Annotated in this window: 18 protein-coding genes; 12 read left to right on the top strand and 6 right to left on the bottom strand. The window is 59.0% G+C overall.

What is annotated here, in order from left to right; translation table 11 throughout:
• Positions 1–127 precede the first annotated feature (127 nt).
• Both EKH80_RS13330 and EKH80_RS13325 read right to left on the bottom strand, forming a co-directional pair.
• A complete protein-coding gene (locus EKH80_RS13330) occupies positions 128–364 on the bottom strand; it encodes a Rossmann-fold NAD(P)-binding domain-containing protein (RefSeq protein ID WP_126685264.1) in 237 nt (78 codons plus the stop codon).
• A gap of 112 nt (positions 365–476) precedes the next feature.
• Positions 477–929 (bottom strand): fasciclin domain-containing protein, encoded by a 453-nt coding sequence (locus tag EKH80_RS13325; RefSeq protein WP_126685263.1) that lies wholly within the window; start codon positions 927–929, stop codon positions 477–479.
• Between the two features lie 318 nt (positions 930–1,247).
• Here EKH80_RS13325 and EKH80_RS13320 point away from each other — a divergent pair, with 318 nt between their 5' ends.
• The 4 genes from EKH80_RS13320 (at position 1,248) to EKH80_RS13305 (ending at position 4,281) form a co-directional block, all read left to right on the top strand.
• Positions 1,248–1,469 carry a TonB-dependent receptor gene (locus tag EKH80_RS13320; RefSeq protein ID WP_126685262.1) on the top strand — a complete coding sequence of 74 codons (222 nt, stop codon included), beginning with the start codon at positions 1,248–1,250 and terminating at the stop codon, positions 1,467–1,469.
• 265 nt (positions 1,470–1,734) lie between these two features.
• The gene (locus EKH80_RS13315) at positions 1,735–1,968 is read left to right on the top strand and encodes a hypothetical protein (RefSeq protein WP_126685261.1); all 234 of its coding nucleotides are present in this window, start codon (positions 1,735–1,737) and stop codon (positions 1,966–1,968) included.
• A gap of 601 nt (positions 1,969–2,569) precedes the next feature.
• Positions 2,570–2,773: a hypothetical protein gene (locus EKH80_RS13310; protein ID WP_126685260.1), complete on the top strand. Its 204-nt coding sequence runs from the start codon at positions 2,570–2,572 to the stop codon at positions 2,771–2,773.
• A 1,163-nt stretch (positions 2,774–3,936) separates the two neighbouring features.
• Positions 3,937–4,281 carry a TfoX/Sxy family protein gene (locus EKH80_RS13305; RefSeq protein WP_126685259.1) on the top strand — a complete coding sequence of 115 codons (345 nt, stop codon included), beginning with the start codon at positions 3,937–3,939 and terminating at the stop codon, positions 4,279–4,281.
• Positions 4,282–4,415: 134 nt separating this feature from the next.
• On the opposite strand, the gene EKH80_RS13300 is transcribed toward EKH80_RS13305, so the two are convergent.
• A complete protein-coding gene (locus tag EKH80_RS13300) occupies positions 4,416–7,343 on the bottom strand; it encodes a TonB-dependent receptor (RefSeq protein ID WP_126685258.1) in 2,928 nt (975 codons plus the stop codon).
• A 509-nt stretch (positions 7,344–7,852) separates the two neighbouring features.
• Between EKH80_RS13300 and EKH80_RS13295 the strand changes: the two genes are divergently transcribed.
• From EKH80_RS13295 to EKH80_RS13275, 5 genes are all read left to right on the top strand, one after another.
• Entirely contained in the window at positions 7,853–8,242 is a 390-nt protein-coding gene (locus EKH80_RS13295; protein WP_126685257.1) for a hypothetical protein, read from the top strand.
• Positions 8,243–8,324: 82 nt separating this feature from the next.
• Complete coding sequence (locus EKH80_RS13290; RefSeq protein WP_126685256.1) at positions 8,325–9,272, top strand: heavy metal-binding domain-containing protein; 948 nt, start codon at positions 8,325–8,327, stop codon at positions 9,270–9,272.
• Complete coding sequence (locus EKH80_RS13285) at positions 9,269–10,090, top strand: heavy metal-binding domain-containing protein (RefSeq protein WP_126685255.1); 822 nt, start codon at positions 9,269–9,271, stop codon at positions 10,088–10,090. Before EKH80_RS13290 ends, EKH80_RS13285 begins: the two co-directional genes overlap by 4 nt.
• Positions 10,091–10,107: 17 nt before the next feature.
• Positions 10,108–10,809 (top strand): PspA/IM30 family protein, encoded by a 702-nt coding sequence (locus EKH80_RS13280; protein ID WP_126685254.1) that lies wholly within the window; start codon positions 10,108–10,110, stop codon positions 10,807–10,809.
• A gap of 713 nt (positions 10,810–11,522) precedes the next feature.
• A complete protein-coding gene (locus EKH80_RS13275) occupies positions 11,523–14,378 on the top strand; it encodes a TonB-dependent receptor domain-containing protein (RefSeq protein ID WP_126685253.1) in 2,856 nt (951 codons plus the stop codon).
• A 133-nt stretch (positions 14,379–14,511) separates the two neighbouring features.
• On the opposite strand, the gene rpiA is transcribed toward EKH80_RS13275, so the two are convergent.
• Complete coding sequence (gene rpiA, locus EKH80_RS13270) at positions 14,512–15,153, bottom strand: ribose-5-phosphate isomerase RpiA (protein WP_126685252.1); 642 nt, start codon at positions 15,151–15,153, stop codon at positions 14,512–14,514.
• Positions 15,154–15,516: 363 nt separating this feature from the next.
• Between rpiA and EKH80_RS24175 the strand changes: the two genes are divergently transcribed.
• The 3 genes from EKH80_RS24175 (at position 15,517) to EKH80_RS24165 (ending at position 16,364) form a co-directional block, all read left to right on the top strand.
• Positions 15,517–15,666 (top strand): hypothetical protein, encoded by a 150-nt coding sequence (locus EKH80_RS24175; RefSeq protein ID WP_230473672.1) that lies wholly within the window; start codon positions 15,517–15,519, stop codon positions 15,664–15,666.
• A gap of 96 nt (positions 15,667–15,762) precedes the next feature.
• Complete coding sequence (locus tag EKH80_RS24170; protein WP_230473671.1) at positions 15,763–16,059, top strand: alpha-amylase family protein; 297 nt, start codon at positions 15,763–15,765, stop codon at positions 16,057–16,059.
• On the top strand, positions 16,056–16,364 hold the full coding sequence (locus EKH80_RS24165; protein ID WP_230473670.1) for a DUF5110 domain-containing protein: 309 nt from the start codon (positions 16,056–16,058) through the stop codon (positions 16,362–16,364). The genes EKH80_RS24170 and EKH80_RS24165 overlap by 4 nt, the downstream gene beginning before the upstream one ends.
• Before the next feature lie 117 nt (positions 16,365–16,481).
• Here EKH80_RS24165 and EKH80_RS13260 read toward each other — a convergent pair whose 3' ends face one another.
• The gene (locus EKH80_RS13260) at positions 16,482–16,934 is read right to left on the bottom strand and encodes an EVE domain-containing protein (RefSeq protein ID WP_126685251.1); all 453 of its coding nucleotides are present in this window, start codon (positions 16,932–16,934) and stop codon (positions 16,482–16,484) included.
• Positions 16,931–17,548 (bottom strand): 5-formyltetrahydrofolate cyclo-ligase, encoded by a 618-nt coding sequence (locus EKH80_RS13255; RefSeq protein WP_126685250.1) that lies wholly within the window; start codon positions 17,546–17,548, stop codon positions 16,931–16,933. The genes EKH80_RS13260 and EKH80_RS13255 overlap by 4 nt, the downstream gene beginning before the upstream one ends.
• Positions 17,549–17,591 lie beyond the last annotated feature (43 nt).

The raw sequence follows: 17,591 nt of genomic DNA, 5'->3' as shown, positions 1-17,591 counted from the left end.
ACTTTTCGTTGTAATGGCTCGGGCGTTGTTGAATTCCAAGCCGTCGCACGCCCGCTAGCCGGTAAGCTCCAACAGAAGTGGGAGCAGGAACAGATCGTCCCGCTCATTTGCCGGGAGGCCTGTCTCCTCATTGAGGACTGGGCATCGGACGCGACAGGCATTCTTTAGCATTGACTATTGCATCGATGCGTTCTTCCGCTTCATCAATGAGCAGAGCTAGCGCAAGCTCGGCAGGAACATCCATGCGCAGGTAGTCACGGGAAAAACGATCGATCCGAACTTTATCGTGAAGAACCTCGCAGACATGCCCAATCGCGATAATTTGATAGCCGCGATAGTTCTCGCACATGGAATGGCTTGACATACAACAAACCTCGCCCACGCCCCGCAAGCTTGTGCCGGCAGCACCCGGGTGCCTTCCATGGCGTGTTCGGTCGATTTGCTGCGGTGAAATCGCTGCGACAACTTCCTGTTGGTTAGCGCTTAGCGGGTACGATGACGGTGTCGATGGCGTGGATGACGCCATTGCTCGACGCGATGTCCCGTTGAGTGATCTTGGCACCAGCTATGCTAAGTGTTTCGCCGTCCTTCTTTACCGTTGCGCTTTGGCCCTGCATCATGGTTGGTGCGTTCAATTTCTCGACGTCAACGGCCGATGCCCGGCCCGGCAGAACGTGATACTTCAATACGGAAATCAACTCTGCCTTGTTCTCCGGCTTCAGCCAGTTTTCGAGCGTGCCCTTGGGCAGCTTTTCGAACGCGGCATCCGTAGGCGCAAAAAAGGTGTAGGGGCCGGAACTCTTCAGAACGCCAGTCAATTCAGCTGCTTCGAGTGCCTTTCCTAGTGTATGGAAGGAGCCGCTCGCTGCTGCTGTATCAACAATGTTTTTGGAAGAAGCTTGCGAGGTGTTGGAGTCATGAGCTGACATGAGTTTGCCTTGAGTGGTAATCCGCGTGACGGATTTTGGGCGGACAAAGCCGCAACCCCGACGTAGCAATCGGAGAAATACTCAGTTGGCGTTAGGGAATAGGACCGCGTGGCTGAGACGCCTGCCAAGGAGAAGGTTTACTTTCCCGGCGTTTTTCCAGCATGCGCTTACAGTTGTTAGCTGAGCGTAATTTGGTGACGTGATTCCTTGAGCCAATTTTCCAGCATCGTGCGCATCGAGCCTTGATTCGCTTGCTGGCACCGCTTTGGTTGCAATAAAGGAATATGCTCAGAGGTGACCTATCCAAGGGCAACGGCCATGGCCATCGTTTCTGGCAAGACAAAAAATGGATTTACGTATGAAGGCGACTATCAATGTGCGAACTCTGATCGCGTCACATGGACGGCCACCTATAGGCTACGCGGTCATTTCTATGGCATGCGGCATGGGCGCATCGACCAGCTAAAAGGCGTTTCTGTGAAGGACGTTGATGACGCTGTCAGGGACGACATTGAATCGACATGGACCCATCCGATCTAAAAGAGGATGCTGGTTCGAGCTTCTGGTCGAACGACCAGCTTCATTTGAGTCGATATCGTCGTTAGTGGCGTTCTTCGCGCAGATAACGTGCTGCTAAAGGTGATTTTCGTCGGGATTTCCAACAAGTACCTCACTTCTTGGCAACGTCGGCTGTGCCACAGTCCTGTGTGTTCACCCATCCCGATGCGTATCTCTCGTCAATCATGAGATTCGATACTCAGCGGAGGCCGCTTGAAGGATCATTCTTTCCCGAGGGGGTGCAGTCATGTCAGAGATCAAAGGCTCCTATCGGGGATGGATTTACATCGCCATTTACCGGCGAGATCCACTTGGAATTTGCTGGTCGGCAAGCCTCGAAGATGAAGACGGTGCGGTGATCTTCATTGCCGGCTATTTCCTCTGCGATGAGGGAGCGGACGAATGTGAGACAGAGCTTCGGCACAAAATCTTCGGAGACATAGATGCTCACAGTGGTTATGGAATAGCGGCCGTGCACTGATCGCCCGCGGGCGAGGATTTTGAATCAGCACCTTTCCTGCCAGCTCACAATGAATCAGAGAGGGGTTGACATCAAAACGCTAATCCTACGAATAAGGTAAATGTCATGTTCAAGTCCAGAGCTGAGCTCCGGCGCACAATGTGTCAAATAGATACAAACCTTTATCGACTACACGCCAGGAATCCTGTCGACATGGATTTCTTCCGGTCCGCCCATGGCGCTTTCTTGAAAGTGCTGACCCAATGCGATCGAGAAGACGACGAATGGCTATTCAATTTGATCGATGAAGTATGTACACGTCATTGCATGCCTTACCCCATGGGCGCATAAATCACGTCGCAACGGGTCCTGGTCAGACACGAAAGCTACCAGTCGGCACGTGGCTACAGCAGGGCTGGTATCCGGCAGATAGGCTCGCTCTGCTATGAAGAACGATTTCCAGCGCCTGGCCACTGTGATTTTGTTGTGGATTGTCTTGCGATAATTTATTCGAAAATCCAAATGACAATATGAATATTCGCTACGTGTTGGACGGCATGCGGTATGCTGCAAAGTCCTGATTGGCTTGTCGCAGTGCTGTCGTCGACCGGTGAGGTGGTCCATGTCCACTGAGAGCCCTGATTTGTCCGTGATCGAATACAGGGTCATCCGTTCGCTGATGGGGCGGCTTGTTAGTCGTCGGAATCGTGAGCTTATGACGGCCGAGTGCATGTTCGACCTGCAGAAAAAAGGTATGGTGGTCCGCGATAGCGGTCAGTGGAAGCTGACAGCTTTGGGCCTCATGTTCGCATCGACGCCGTTTTAAAGTGCTCTTAAAGTAGCGAATACGCGACATCCAATCGCCGAGGTCCGCTCCCCGTTCGTCTGCAAGTCTCGTCCGCGCCCCCTTCCTCGTTAGGCAGCACAGACTGAGGCTTGGTTCGTTACGCGGGCGAGAAGGAGTTCGTGCCCCTCTGTGTCCGCCCCCTTTGATCCAACTCACGGGCAAGCGTGCATCCACGCGAAAACGAAAAGCCCCGGCATTGCCGGGGCTTGGGATCCGCCATCATCCATGATGATGCCCCGCTCGTCGTATCGCGACATCCCTGTCGCCCTGACATCCGTGCCACCAGCCGATGCGTCGGCGGGACTCACGGGGCATGGGAGTATTCTCTGTGAATGCTTGGGGTCGGGCAATCAGTCGTCTCCCCTTTGAGTTGTAGGCGAATTCCTACAAAGGTCGTCCGACGTCAGCCACTGCGGCCTCCCTCCCGATCGCCGCCTCGCCCAAGCAGTTAGCGACCCGATGCGTGGCGGCGAAACTCTCCCGACCAATCCATCCGCGCCGATCTGAATTCCGCTGTCACGTCATTGGACGAATGCGGATGGATCACGATTTCTCCGTCGACCAGCTCATCGCAGAAGCGTCCACCCCGAGGCGGCTCGATGGCGTAGCGGCTGGTGTGCGGATCTCCGTGAACGAGATGAGCATGCAAGACGCACATGTGAGGCTCATGCACCTGTGCCACCAGGCGATGTGGTTCGAACCGGATTTCGGTGTAAACCCCATGCGGGCCACGGGCATGGAGGACTCCCCCAAACAGATGAGGGGAGGCATGTGGGGCGCACAGTGCCGTGGAGCTGATAGTCAGGAGCACAACGGCGAGCCACGTCTTTGGGCGAATCCACATGGCAAGCGCGTGGCCTTTGGGGCGGGCGGATGTCGGGACAAATTGGGTGGCGGTGGTATCGGGCAGGGCGTTCACAGGTGGATCTCACCAAATCGGCCGACGATTAGAGCATCAGCCGGTCGCATGCGCTGAGATCTGGCTTGCATTGTCGGGCCCGGACGGCATGCAGCTAGGCAGAGCCTTACCTGTGCCTCGGCTAGGACGGGCTCACTCGGGAGCGTCCGGCGGGGCAGGTATACTCAAGTGGCATTAGCGGGGCCAGGGCGCGCCCCAACTCAAGGATTAGCCGAGACACCGTATGGCAACCACCCAGGATTTCGTGGACTACGTGGCGGAACAAATTGGGTTGGGCGATCGCCTCACCCATAAGAAGATGTTTGGCGAGTACGCTTTGTACGTAGATGGAAAGGTCGTCGCCTTCGTGTGCGACAACAGTCTTTTCGTCAAGCCCTCCGCGGCAGCAACAAAGCTGGCGCCAAAGCTTCCCCGGCGACCTCCTTACCCTGGCGCCAAGGACTATCCGGTTGCCGACGAGCTGCTCGACGAATCCGATCTGATTCGCCAACTCATTCTCGAGACTGCCGCGCTTATGCCGGTGCCAAAGCCGAAGAAATCGGCCTCTTCCCCAAAGGCCCGCAAGTGACGGCTTTCGGCCTGCATCGGAGGCCATCGCGACTCTCTGACAGCAATGGGTCAGAGCGTAGCCTTGGGCGCTAACCGGGACGGATAACTACCTCCGCCCCGGATTTCGCATTTATTTGACCATTACACGTGCAGCTATAGCTTGTAGTTCACCCCGAACATGATCGTTCGCCCCCAGGTGACGTAGTCCAATGGTCGTGCCACTGACACGTTATTGGGCAGCTTGGAAATCTGCTGCGTGATGTCCGCCGAGTCGGTCAGGTTGTAGACCTGCAGCAACACCGACAGGCCATTCCAGCGTCCTTCGGGAAAATCGTATTCAAGCTGCAGATCCGTCTGCTTATTGGCCAGGATCTTGTCGTAGCCAAGCTGGTCGAACAGCGCCACCGCCTCGCCGGTGAAGGATGAGCGATAGCGTTCGGCAATGCGGGCGGACCAGCCGTATTTCTCGTAATACAGTGCCAGGTTTGCGACCTTGCGCGACAAGCCGGGCAGGGTGGATGGGCTGCCGGGAATGGAGGAGACCGCGCTTACCGGGAGGGTGCTGTTGGTGAGCGAGAAATTGGCCTGGATACCGAAGCCATCGAGTGCCGGAGTTGCCAGGCCGCCCTCCAGTGCGCCGGAAAGCTCCAGGCCACGCATCTTGCCGCCGGTACCGTTCTGCGGACGGGTAAACGAACCGATGTTGCTGGTGGGGGGGAGCGACGGGTTGTCGTTGACATAGCCAGCCTTGGCGAAGTCGAAGTCCAGGACGGTCTTGTCATAGATGTAGTTCAGCAGGTTTTTGTTGAACACCGCCACGGCCACGTAGCTGGATTTGCCGAAATATTTCTCCCACGACAAATCGGTGCCTACCGCCACGTAAGGTTTCAACTGCGGGTTGCCGCCTGAGCCGGACCACAGTACCTGGCCGGCACCAGGCCCATTGGTGACCAGCGCCACGCTGGCGGAGCTTGCCACTTTTTCATCGTCGATGCGGCCGCGTGCCATGGTCTTGGCGAAGCCGAAACGCAGGAACTGACCTTCACTGAGCTGTGCCACCAGGTTCAAACTGGGCAGCACATTGTGGTATTTGATACCGCCGGTGAGTCCGCCGACCAGCGTATTTCCATCGGTCTGGAAGGCCCGCGAAGATTGATCAGTGTGCACGTATTGCACACCGACATTACCGCGTAGCGGTACGTCGCCAAGCTGGGTGTCGATATTGAATTTGACGTAGCCGACCGGGACTTTTTCCTCCACCGTGTAATTGCGGCTCCAGTCGGATTGGCCATTGCGTTGCGTGAGGTAGAACTGCTCCTGCAGCGCGTCCAGGACGTTGTAGTCCAGGATGCCGGGAATGCCGCCGTAGTCCAGTGACGTCGGTCCGTACAGCAGGCTGGGATCGATCGGTGCGCCGAAGCCCGGGTGATAGATAGAGCCGGAACCATTGCCGTTGAGCCACGCAAAAAACACATCGGCCTGCTTGGTTTTCTTCCGGTCCGAATAGTTCACGCCTAGCGTCACGTCGCTGAAAATCCAGCCCACCGGATGACTCACTTCCAGTCGCACAGCGCGGATGTGATCATTCTGGCGATCGAACTCCTCGCGGCCGTCGTAGCCGTAATTGTCCGGGTCGGTGAACCGGATGACCGAGGGATCAGCGAGGTTCACGCCTGGTGCGAAGTCCGGATAGCCATTGCCGACCGGGGAGTTGAACTGCACGCTGGTGGTCCCGCTGCTTGGCAGGCCGCTGAACAAATACGCGTCGTGTAGATCCTTTTTCGCGCTGGAGTACGACAAGTCGGCCATCGCCGTCCAGCCGTTGCCGAAGTCGTACTGGTTGTTCCAGCCGGCGGCGAACAGCTTGTCATGCTCCTTGGTGTATTCGTTCTGCAGGATGGGCTGGATGCCGGTGACCGTGCCTGAGGTGACGATGGGGTACGGCAGGGCCGGGGTCACGCCCACGCCCGAATAGGAAACGTTGTTGTAGGGACTGCTCGACCACTGTGCGCCGTTCTTGTATTTGCGCTCGTTGAACGTGGAGTAGTACAGGTCCAGGGTGGAGTGGTAGTGGTCGCCCGGCGCCCATTCCAGCACGGTCATCAGGCCGTTGCGCAACTGGTTCTCCGATTGCGCGCGCAGTTGCATGCCTTCCTGCGAGATCACATTGTCCGGCATGCCCGGCGTATGCGGACCGCCCCAATTGCGGTTTATGCCGGCCGGCCCATTGTCCACGCTCCACCACCAGGACTGGTACTGCTTCTCCTGGATCGGCGAGTCGAGCTGGGCAAGACCAATCGCCAGGCCTAGGGTATGGTCGAAAAACTGATCGATATACGAGAAGCTGGCGCGATGCCCCGAATCGCCCACGCCTGTGCCGGGATTGAGCACGCCGTTGGTGGTGAGCTCGCCGCGCAGGTTGGCAGCAATAGCTCGTTTGGGCATGTCCAGCGGACGAATGGTGTGCAAGTCCACCGTTCCGGAGAGTCCTTGCCCCACCACGCTTGCATCGGGTGTCTTGTACACCACCGCGCCGCTGATCAACTCCGACGGATACTGGTCGTATTCCACGCCACGATTTTCGCCGATCGTGGCTTGCTCGCGTCCGTTGAGCGTGGTGCCGGTGAAATCGGGCGAGAAGCCGCGAATGGAAATGACATTGGCGCGGCCGTCCACGCGCTGCGTGGCCAGACCGGATAGGCGGGACAGGCTCTCGGCGATGCTCGCATCCGGTAGTTTGCCGATATCTTCGGCGGAAATCGCTTCGACGATGTCGTTCGAATCTCGCTTGGCTTTCAGTGCGGCCTCGATGCTGCCGCGGATACCGGTGACAACCACCTTGTCCAGGCTATGTACCGAGCCTTGCTCGGAGGCTTTTGGCGTTTTGGCTGACGGTTTGTCTGCCTGCGCAGAATTTTGCCGGGGGCTAGCCTTGGCATCCGGCTGAACCTGAGTGTCCTGAGCCTTTACGCCCACCGCAACCAAGTTGATCATCAACGCCAGCGCACATGCCGCCATCAACGGATTACGCTGCAAACCGGTAAAGCTCACCGTCTTCCGCGGTGACTTGCGACCACTCATTGATCCGCTCCCTAAGAAAAACGCCTTTTGCGCTTGTCAGGCAATACATGCCCCTGGCGCACGCGCGTGGCGCGTGCGGTTATCGGTGAACCCTTGAAGTGGCGCAGAGAATGAGCGACAGAATTTGCCGATGTCATCCTGCTATGCAGCAAGATCGTGCGGGATGGTTCAGCAGCGTGAAGGGGATGTGTTTGGAGGAGAGTGACGTCGATCACGGTTCATCGGTATAGGAGAAAGTCTGAGTGCGGCAAGAGGTGCACGGGCCACCTAAATGCGCAGCCATGCACCAAACCGATTTTCATTTCATGGATGGTGCAGCCAGCATGGACTGCCCATTGAGCCACTTCGGCGGTCCGCTCCGACGCTTGCTGGCCCCTAGGCGCATGCATTTGCGCAAGACGCCGTGCTACGCTAATTCTGTGTCGTCGCCAGCCACGCGACGCAAGGGACCACGGAGGGCCGCAGCCTGGCTCGATCCTGGTGCGAGCGGGTATTGCAGGGATAGGGCTTTGAGCGGGTTACCCAGTGATTTCGACTTGAATGCCGCCTGGTTGCGCAAGGCGCAAGGTGATCTGAAGGCATTCATGGAGGCTTTCGCCGTACGGCTTGAAGGCGCCATTCCGGGAAGGGTCGCGGTGGAGCGGGAGAAGGACGGTTTCTTCTCCAAGGCCAGCCATGCCAGGAAGATCACGGTGGATGGGCATGAGCACGTTTATGTCATCGATCTGCAAAAGAGCCGGCTGGCTACCCAGCGCAGCAAGGTGGTGCATGGCGTGACGTTGAGTACTGAGCACATGGAGGTTCCTGTATGGCTCGCGGCGCTTCATCACGATATTCAGTTGCTGGCCGAGCACGCCGGCCAGGCGCAGAACGTATTGCATGATTTCCTGATGTCCTGACGGAAAGGCAAGTCCGGCGTTCCCGCCGGGGTGTCGCGCCGTCGTTCGACCACGAGTAATGGAATAAGGCCAGAGGTTTCGGATGTCTTGGTTCGATCGGTTCAAGGGAAGTGCGCCTCCAGCCTCTCCAGTCGGCCCTGCCCAGCAGGATTTTGCCGGCGATCCCGCGCAGCGGGCGAGCGAGTGGGAAAGTGCCCTGCAGCACCATCGGCTGCCTGCGTTCGTAAAGCATCGCCTGGGCGAGGCCGGAAGCGGCAAATTGCCGTGGATTGCCACCATGTCGCCGGCGGAGCTGGCGCAAACGCATCGCTATCGCGTGCGCCCCATCGCCATGGTTTCCGGAACTTGCTGGTACCACTACGGCTACTCCTGGACCAATGGGCACGCCGCCGGATGGCACACGGCCTTGCGCAGATTGCAGCAGGAAGCCGCTGCCGCAGGCGCCAATGCGATCGTCGATGTCCGCATGCGGAAAATCGATATGGAGCTGGACTCCAGCATGGATTTCACGCTGATCGGCACGGCCGTTCGCATCGAAGGCATGCCGCCCAATCCGGAGCCCGTCGTTGCCACCGTTTCCGCGCTGGAGTTCATGCGGCTGCTCGAAGCAGGCATCGTGCCGACCGGCATTGCCATCGGCGCGCACTACGAATGGCTCGGTTCCTGGCAGCGGAATCTGGACGCCAAGGGCGGCTGGGTCAATCAGCCCTTGACCACGCTGGGCAATTTCTGGGAGCGGGTGCGCAAGCAGGCATTGCTTCAATTGAAACAGGATGCTCACGCAGCCGGTAACGGCGTGTTGGCGCATACCCACTTCGGCCAGTTGCTGAAAGCGGAAGAGGGCGACAGTGAGCGCTATCTCGGCCGGCACATCGTGATCGGAACGGTAGTGGATGGCGAGCGTTACCGCTCGGTGCCACACGATATCCGGCACGTCGTCGACATGTGCGATGGCGTGTCGCCGCTGTGCGAGCAGCGGCCCAGCAGCCACAACGTTTATGACACCAATCAGGAAGAGGGTTCGATATGAGTGACGGTACGGCAATTCCCCAGCACGCCTTGGAGCGCTTGAAGGGCCTGCGCAGCGAGGGGCATCCGGGCGGCATCTTTACTTCGGATTTCTCGATCAACGAATTCCTGCTGGTGCGCAAGGCGGGCTTCGAGCCGGTGGGCCTGTGCGTCGGCTCATGCATTTACCACCTGGGCATCCAGTACGCCAACTGGAGCAAGAACCAGGAAATGGACGTGCTTTCGCAAGCGATGTATCACGCTCGCGAGCTGGCGATGTCGCGCATGCGCGCAGAGGCCGAAGGGATGGGCGCAGACGGTATCGTGGGCGTGGAACTCACCGTCAAGCGCATGGAGTGGGACGACAAGATCCTTGAATTCATCGCCATCGGCACTGGCGTGGTCCACGCCAAGGGACATCCGGGCTTCAAGGGGTACAATGGCAAGCCTTTTACCTCCGATCTTTCCGGCCAGGATTTCTGGACGCTGCTGCAAGCCGGTTATCGTCCGCTCGAAATGGTGATGGGCTCTTGCGTCTATCACGTGGCGCACCAGGGCATGTTCAAGGCGCTCGGCAACGTCGGCAACAACACTGAGCTGACCAACTACTCGCAGGCCCTTTACGATGCTCGCGAAATTGCCATGGAGCGCATGCAGCATGAGGCGATCCAGGTGCAGGCCGAAGGCGTGGTCGGTGTCGACCTGCACGAAGGCTCGCATAACTGGCAGCCGCATATCATCGAATTCTTCGCGGTGGGTACGGCAGTCACGCCGATCACCACCGAGCGCGACGCCTCGACCATTCCCGATCCGCAGCTGGTCCTGTCGGTCAACAACTGATCTTACGGAGCACACCCATGAGTATCCTCGGACGCGTAGCCGACCTCCTGCAGGCCAAAACCCATGCGCTGCTGGACAAACTGGAAGATCCCAACGAAACGCTGGATCTGTCCTACGAGAAGATGATCAGCGGTCTGCAGGAAACCAAGCAGCATTTGGCCGAAGTAGTGACCGAACAGAAGCTGCTGGAGCGCCAGATGGATCAGGCCAGGCAGGAGGCCGAGCAGGCCCAGGACAATGCGCGTCTCGCTTTGCAGTCGTCCCGCGAAGACCTGGCGCGCGAAGCGCTGCATCTTCGCCAGGCTGCGTTGGATAAGCAGCAGACCTTGAGCAAGGCGCACGACAACATTTCGGCGCAGGTGGATAAGCTGATCAGCTACCAGAAGGTGTTGGAAGGCCGCATCGAGCAGTTCCGCACGCAAAAGGAAGTCATGAAGAGCAGCTACGCCGCGGCTCAGGCACAGGTGAAAGTCACCGAATCGCTGACGGGGGTGGGCGACCATCTTTCCAACGTCGGCGATACCATGCGCCGTGCGGAAGACAAGGTCTCCGGCATGCAGGCCAAGGCCGATGCCATGGATGGCCTGTTGAAGGCGGGTATCCTGAACGATCCGCTGGATCGCCGCAACAGTGTTGAAAAGGAACTCGACAGCATGCGCAAGAACAGCAGCGTTGACGCCGAGCTGGAAAAGTTGAAGGCGGAGCTGGGCAAATCCTGACGCAAGATTTCCCATGATTGCGGACGCGGGCCCGGTTTGACGGCCGCAAACATCTGCACTGGCCCGGGTTTGCCGGGCGTCTGTGCCTTATTGCCTAGTGCTTCGTCTTTGCACCCCTGTCCTTCCCGCGAACAGGGGCGGGCGCGGCTTGCAGCTGGCTTGTCCGGCTTGCCCTGGGTCAGCGCTTTCGCAAGCCGCCTGCTTGCTTCACGTTGTCTACTTCGTTCGATGTCCTTGCCTTGGCATTCCATTTTGGCCGGAGTGACGATTTGCGCTGAAACTTAATCAGCGCGACTGTCGGTTAGTGACAGGGTGACGGAAAAGCTCATACTCATCGGCAATTGGTCATGCTGCGTGGAAGCTTTTTATAAATGCAAACTAAGCTAAGACGGATGTCGTGCAGAAATCCCTACCTGTCATTCGAAAATAAATCTGCTTTTTATTAGAGATCACAAATATCCGCATTTTTCGGATTTTTTTTAGCACAAATAGGCCGCAAGCCATTTGCATAAGAATTGCATCTTTTGTAAATATCCTTGCAGCACGAATCTGCTAAGGGATCATGGCTCGGTTCGTGTAAACGGAAAGTCGTCGTCTTGCTCCTGCTTCGCTGTGCGAAGCCGGACGCCTGCGGCGTACTGGTTGCAAGGACTGCCCGGGAAGGCGTCCGCGGAACAACAAAATCAACCGCATATATGGTCTAGGGAGCCTTCATGCTGAAAACACCTATTGCCGCGGCCATTCTGGCTGCATTGTCGTTTGGGTTTGCCGCCGCTGCGAATGCCGATGCACCTTCATCGGTGACTGTGCTTGGTTCATCCGCTTCGGGTGCCGTGCAGACGTCGTCGCAGGGCGCTTCCGGCCCGTCCTCCAGCACGACGGATGAGAAACCGAAGAATCTCGATACCGTGGTGGTCAGCGGCTCGCTGATCAACAACGCGCAGATCCAGACCGCCACGCCGACCTATACGGTTACCGCCGCCGAGATCAAGGCGCGTGGTTTCAACAGCGTCACCGAAGTGCTGCAGAATGCGGTGCAGGCGACCGGCTCCGTACAGGGACCGCAGAACAGTGGTGGCTTCACGCAGGGCGCGCAAACTGTCAGCCTGTATGGCCTCAGCCCCGAATTCACGCTGCTGCTGGTCGACGGCAAGCCGATCACCAATTTCGGCCAGCTGTACAACGGCCAGAGCAACTTCAACAACATTTCCAATATTCCGATCTCCCTGGTCGAACGCATCGACGTCATGCCGGGCGGCGGTTCTTCGATCTACGGGTCGAGCGCCATTGCTGGTGTAGTCAACATCGTGACCAAGCAGCACATGGATGGCGGCGAAATCGAAGTCCGCGCCGGTGGGTACGATGGCGGCGGCGGCGCCAGCCAGCGCATCACGGGCAGCTGGGGACACGACTTCGGCAAGCTCAACGTGCTGGCCGCGATCGAATTCGACAACTCCTCGCCGCTGTGGGGATACCAGCGCAAGCTTACCGACGGCTCGCTGGGCGATCCCGCGGGGGCCACGCCGGAACGCGTGATCGGCGTGGGCAACTACGGCAACGTGAATACCTTTACCGGCGCGCGCCAAAGCTATATCGAGCCACCGAACGGCTGCGGTGCGGTCAGCGGGCTGTTTGGCGGCACCACGGCGTTGTCGCCTTCGCCGACCGTTCCCGGCCATTTCTGCGGCTCCCCCAAGGTGTACGGCTACACCACCTTCATCAACCAGTCGCGCAGCTATGACGGCTTGCTGAAGCTGCGTTACGACGTCAATCCAAACCTGCGCCTATACAGCGACGTATTGCTGGACTGGCAGCAGCAGAAATTCACGCCAGGCTCGCAGTTCCTGTACTGGGCACCGAACGACTATGGTAGCTATGTGCAGGATCAGAACGGCAATATCGTCAGTCCCACGCACGTGTTCGCCCCCGAAGAAATGCCGGGTGGCTATAACAGCCAGCTGACCCGGCAGGACGACCTGATGTACCAGGCGGATATCGGCGCGAATGGCCATTTCGGCGATTCAGGCTGGGACTGGGACGTGTATTTCATGCGTTCCGGCGATCGCACCACCACCAGCACTCCATCGCTGCTGGATGGGGCGGTCAACCGCTATTTCCTGAACATCATGCAGCCGACCGGACAGCCCAATGCGCTCGGCCAGGGCATCTACAACATCAATTACAACCAGTTTTTCATGCCGGTTTCGCCGGCGGACTTTGCATCGTTCAGCACCAACCTTCCTGGCTCCACCAATACCTGGCTCAACAACACGCGTTTGACGCTCAGCAACAGCAGCCTGTTCAACTTGCCCGGCGGTGATGCGGGTTTTGCGGGATTGATTGAAGGCGGCAACGAAGCCTGGTATCAGCCAGTCAATCCTTTGCTCGCCAACAACGGCATATTCGCCGCAACCGGAACCTCGGGCGGCGGTCAGCGCCAGCATGAGGCCTCGGCGTTCGAACTCAATTTGCCGGTGTTGAAGCAATTGACGGCGGATCTGTCCGGTCGTTACGACCACTACAAGACCAATGGTGGCACGAACCACAAATTCACTTACAAGATCGCGCTTGAGTACCGCCCGTTCGACACATGGTTGATACGCGGCAATTACTCCACTGCGTTCCGTGCGCCTGATATGTCCTCGCTGTTTATCGGACCGAGCGGATTCTTCAACAACCTGCCTGATCCATATCAGTGCGCTGTCCAGCACGGTACCAACTGTGGCGCGCAGCAGTTCCAGTACAACTTCTCCGGCAATCTGCTTTCCAATCCCAAGTTGCAGCCGACCACCGCCACGAGCTGGACGGTGGGCACCGTGTGGTCGCCGATCGACAACCTGAGCCTGAGCGTCGACTATCTGCATATCAACATCACCAACGAGGTGGTGCAGCAGGACATTCCGACCTTGCTGAACCTGGATTCGCAGTGCCTGCTCGGCCAGCTGCCTGCCTCATCGCTGACCTGCCAGCAGACGCTGGGGCAGGTGACCCGCGATGGAGCCGGCATCCTGCAAAACGTCAACACCTACTTCGTCAATATCGCCCACGAAGAAACCAACTCGATCACGGCACAGGTCAAGTACACCTTCCCGGAAACGCGGGTCGGCCGGTTCGGTGTGCAGTTCGACTACAACGACATGCTCAAGCATGCTTACCAGCTGTATCCGGGCACGACGCCGATCAACGAGTTGACCAACTCGTTCTACAGCTCGGAGTTCAAGGACATCGTGGCCGGCTCGGTCAGCTGGAGCCTGCATGACCAATGGGGCAGCACGTTGTACTGGCATCGTTACAGCCCGTCGCCGAACTACATCGGCATTTCGCAAAGCGCCACCGCACCTGGCGCGGGTCGCGTCGGTGTGTGGAATACCTTCAACTACAGCCTGAGCTATTCGCCGGCGAAGAACCTGGACGTGTCTTTCCTGGTCAACAATCTGTTCAACCGGATGCCGCCGAGGGACTCGACCTATACGGTCTATCCGTACTTCAACACGCAGAACTACAACGTCTACGGTCGTGAGTACATGCTGCAGCTCAACCTTCGCTTTGGCGGCAAGACGCACGACTGATCGATCGGAGTGTTAGACCCTAAAAAGCCGGACCCTTGCGGGTCCGGCTTTTTTATGCGGCGGAAAGGTGCTACCTCAGTGTGCCGTCCTGGTTGCGTGCGACGTCGTCCTTCTTCACCGCCCATCCTTACGATCATCCCATCAGCTTGTCGCCAACCAGTACCACATCGGCCGGACGGCGCGCGAACAGGCCCACGGTGACGATGCCGGGAATCTGGTTCAGTTCGGTCTCCAAGGCCACCGGGTCGGCGATCTGCCAGCCGTGGACGTCGATCACCCAGTTGCCGTTGTCGGTCACCACGCCATCGCGCCACACGGGGTTGCCGCCGCGCTTGACGATCTCGCGGCCAACCAGGCTGCGGGCCATCGGAATCACTTCGATCGGCAGCGGGAATTTGCCGAGCAGGTTCACGCGCTTGCCGGAATCGATGATGCAGACGAATTTCTGCGCGGCCTCGGCGATGATCTTCTCGCGCGTGAGCGCCGCGCCGCCACCCTTGATCAGGCGCTTGTGCGGATCGCATTCGTCGGCGCCGTCCACGTACAGCGCAAGCGGGCCGGTGGCGTTGAGATCGAACACGGGGATGCCGTGCTTTTTCAGTTGGGCGGTGGATTGTTCGGAACTGGAGACCGCACCCTGGATGCGATCCTTGATGCGGGCCAGCGCATCGATGAAGTAGGCGACGGTGGAGCCGGTGCCCACGCCCACGATGGCGCCGTCTTCGACGTACTGGATGGCGGCTTCGCCGGCGAGGCGCTTCTCATCATTGCTCATGGCATGGTCCTGGATGGCGAAAGGCGGAAATAATCGTTTATTTTGCGATTTTTCGCATCTTGCGCTGCGTTTTTGCAGGGAAAGCAGCCTCGGCGTTATCGCAAGGTCTGGGCTATAGCCGCCGACAAGGCCGAGGCGCTGAAGGCGCCGGGCTATGGGATTCTTGCCGATCATGCCAGCGCTTCGGTTTTTCACCACACGGCTGACCGGGGCGGCGACAGCTTTGTCTCCTCTGCCTTGACGCTGCATGTCGATCCCGTGCCTGCGCGGGCCGCATAGGGGGCGATCGAGCACTGTTTTATTCCGCCGCTGGCGTCGGTCAGCCTGCAGGTCAAAAATGCCAAAGGCGAAACCCTGGTCGACATGACCGGGTGGGAGATGTCGCCGCATGAGGTGGCGGGTGAAGCCACCTATCAGGTCGGCGCCAGCTTCATGGCACCTGCCGATGAACACTACTACGGCTTGGGCCGTAACCAGGACTCCCTGGTGCGCTGGATCTGCGCGGACGTGTGATCGATTGTCAGCACTGGTGACAATCCGGTCGCGATCTATTCGGCCTACGCCCGCCTGACTGGCAAGACGCCGATTCCGCCCAAGGCGGCTTTCGGCTTGATCCAGTCCAAGGCCCGCTACGACCGCCTGCGCTATCGGCTGATTCCCTATATCTACAGCCAGGCCAAAAGCACCTACGACACTGGCGCGCTCTTCATGCGGCCGTTGTGGATGGATTTTCCCAATGATCCGAAGGTCGCCAACCTGGGTACGCAGTACCTGTTCGGTCCCGCCTTCCTGGTGGCGCCGGTGACCGAGCAGGGCCAGACGGAGAAAGACGTCTACCTGCCCGCCGGCAGTGACTGGTACAACTTCTGGACTTACGAAAAGCTCGCCGGCGGAGGGGCTGGGTGAAGGTGTCCGTGCCGATCGACCAGATCCCGGTGTTCGTGCGCGCCGGCTCGATCGTGCCGCTGGGTGCGGAGATTCAGTCGACCGCAGCGAAGCAGTCGATCACCGAGATTCGCGTCTATTCCGGCAAGGATGGTGATTTTGCGCTCTATGATGACGATGGAACCTCGTATGACTATGAGCAGTGCAAAGGCACGACGACGATGCACCTCAATTGGAGCGACGCAGCGGGTACGCTTGGCGTTACCGGTGGCAACAAGACTATGGCCGGAGCGGTCAAGGGGCTGGTCAAGGTGATCGGCAGGTAGGCGCCCGGGGACGTAGGCTGGGATGACAATCCCGGCATCGCATTGCTTGCATGCATGGCAACGCTGGGTTTTGCAACCCAGCCTACGATTGTCGTCGCAGCTTAGGTGCTCGCCGGATCATTCCAGCGTAAGAATGTACTTCCACTCCACCGCATCCACCGGCATCACCGACAAGCGGTTGCCCTTGCGCAGCAGCGTCATGCCTTCGAGTTGAGGGTGGTTCTTCAGTTCATCCAGCGTGATCACGCGCTTGAGCTTGTTGACGAACTTCACGTCCACCAGCATCCAGCGCGGGTTGTCGCGCGAGCTGGCCGGATCGAAGTACTTGCTCTTGGGATCGAACTGGGACGGGTCTGGGTACGCGTCGCTGGCCACTTCGGCGATACCGGCAATGCCCGGTTCCGCGCAATTGGAGTGATAGAAGAACACGCTGTCACCCGCGCGCATGTCGTCGCGCATGAAATTGCGCGCCTGATAGTTGCGTACGCCGTCCCAAGCTTCGCGCTTCTTGCGCTTGAGGTCGTCGATGGAAAAAGTGTCCGGTTCGGATTTCATCAGCCAGTACTTCATGCGCCGTGGCCTCCTGATGTGTCTGCGCGGCAGTCGATAAGTTCGCGGTCGGTGGCGATGAAGTCCAGCGATACGTCCCAGCGCTCGGGGGCGATCTCGGGGAGCTCCTGGAAATCGTAGGCAATCCCTACCAGCAGGGGCTCGGTAGGGCGCAACTGATCCTTCAGGAAGGCGAAGCTACGATCGTAATAGCCGCCGCCATAGCCCAGGCGGTTGCCTTGGCGGTCAAACGCGAGCAGAGGGACGAATACCAGGTCGAGCTGGAACGGCGCGAACCACTCGTGCGGCGTCACCGGCTCCGGGATGCCGAAGCGGTTGGGCTGGACCGGGTCGCCGGCCGACCAGGGTGCGAAGCGCAGCAGGTTGTCCTGGCCGATGAGAGGGAGCAGGAACTGCTGGCCGCGCGTAGCCAGGGGCGGAATCACCAGGTTGAGCGGCAGCTCACCGTCACAAGCCCAGTAGCCGGCAACGCGCTTGTCAGTATGGTACTCAGGCAGGTGTTCCAGGCTGCGCCGCAGGCCTTGGGCGGCGGCGATGCGCTCGGGAGGGGGGAGGGCGCGGCGGCGTTCGGCCAGGCGCTGGCGTAGTTCACGACGTCGTGCGGCGGTATCCACGTCGCGCGTCTCCTCAGGGTGGGGCGCATCCGGCGCCCCGTTG

Origin of the sequence: Dyella choica (assembly GCF_003977665.1) — a bacterium.
GTDB classification, from domain to species: Bacteria; Pseudomonadota; Gammaproteobacteria; order Xanthomonadales; family Rhodanobacteraceae; genus Dyella_B; species Dyella_B choica.
Note: the sequence above shows the minus strand (reverse complement) of the source record. Positions and strands in the feature narration are given on the sequence as shown.

Coding starts and splice junctions, on each gene's coding strand:
- EKH80_RS13330 (WP_126685264.1), bottom strand. CDS start 364: ATGTCAAGCCATTCCATGTGCGAGAACTATCGCGGCTATCAAATTATC.
- EKH80_RS13325 (WP_126685263.1), bottom strand. CDS start 929: ATGTCAGCTCATGACTCCAACACCTCGCAAGCTTCTTCCAAAAACATT.
- EKH80_RS13320 (WP_126685262.1), top strand. CDS start 1,248: ATGGCCATCGTTTCTGGCAAGACAAAAAATGGATTTACGTATGAAGGC.
- EKH80_RS13315 (WP_126685261.1), top strand. CDS start 1,735: ATGTCAGAGATCAAAGGCTCCTATCGGGGATGGATTTACATCGCCATT.
- EKH80_RS13310 (WP_126685260.1), top strand. CDS start 2,570: ATGTCCACTGAGAGCCCTGATTTGTCCGTGATCGAATACAGGGTCATC.
- EKH80_RS13305 (WP_126685259.1), top strand. CDS start 3,937: ATGGCAACCACCCAGGATTTCGTGGACTACGTGGCGGAACAAATTGGG.
- EKH80_RS13300 (WP_126685258.1), bottom strand. CDS start 7,343: ATGAGTGGTCGCAAGTCACCGCGGAAGACGGTGAGCTTTACCGGTTTG.
- EKH80_RS13290 (WP_126685256.1), top strand. CDS start 8,325: ATGTCTTGGTTCGATCGGTTCAAGGGAAGTGCGCCTCCAGCCTCTCCA.
- EKH80_RS13285 (WP_126685255.1), top strand. CDS start 9,269: ATGAGTGACGGTACGGCAATTCCCCAGCACGCCTTGGAGCGCTTGAAG.
- EKH80_RS13280 (WP_126685254.1), top strand. CDS start 10,108: ATGAGTATCCTCGGACGCGTAGCCGACCTCCTGCAGGCCAAAACCCAT.
- EKH80_RS13275 (WP_126685253.1), top strand. CDS start 11,523: ATGCTGAAAACACCTATTGCCGCGGCCATTCTGGCTGCATTGTCGTTT.
- rpiA (WP_126685252.1), bottom strand. CDS start 15,153: ATGAGCAATGATGAGAAGCGCCTCGCCGGCGAAGCCGCCATCCAGTAC.
- EKH80_RS24175 (WP_230473672.1), top strand. CDS start 15,517: ATGACCGGGTGGGAGATGTCGCCGCATGAGGTGGCGGGTGAAGCCACC.
- EKH80_RS13260 (WP_126685251.1), bottom strand. CDS start 16,934: ATGAAGTACTGGCTGATGAAATCCGAACCGGACACTTTTTCCATCGAC.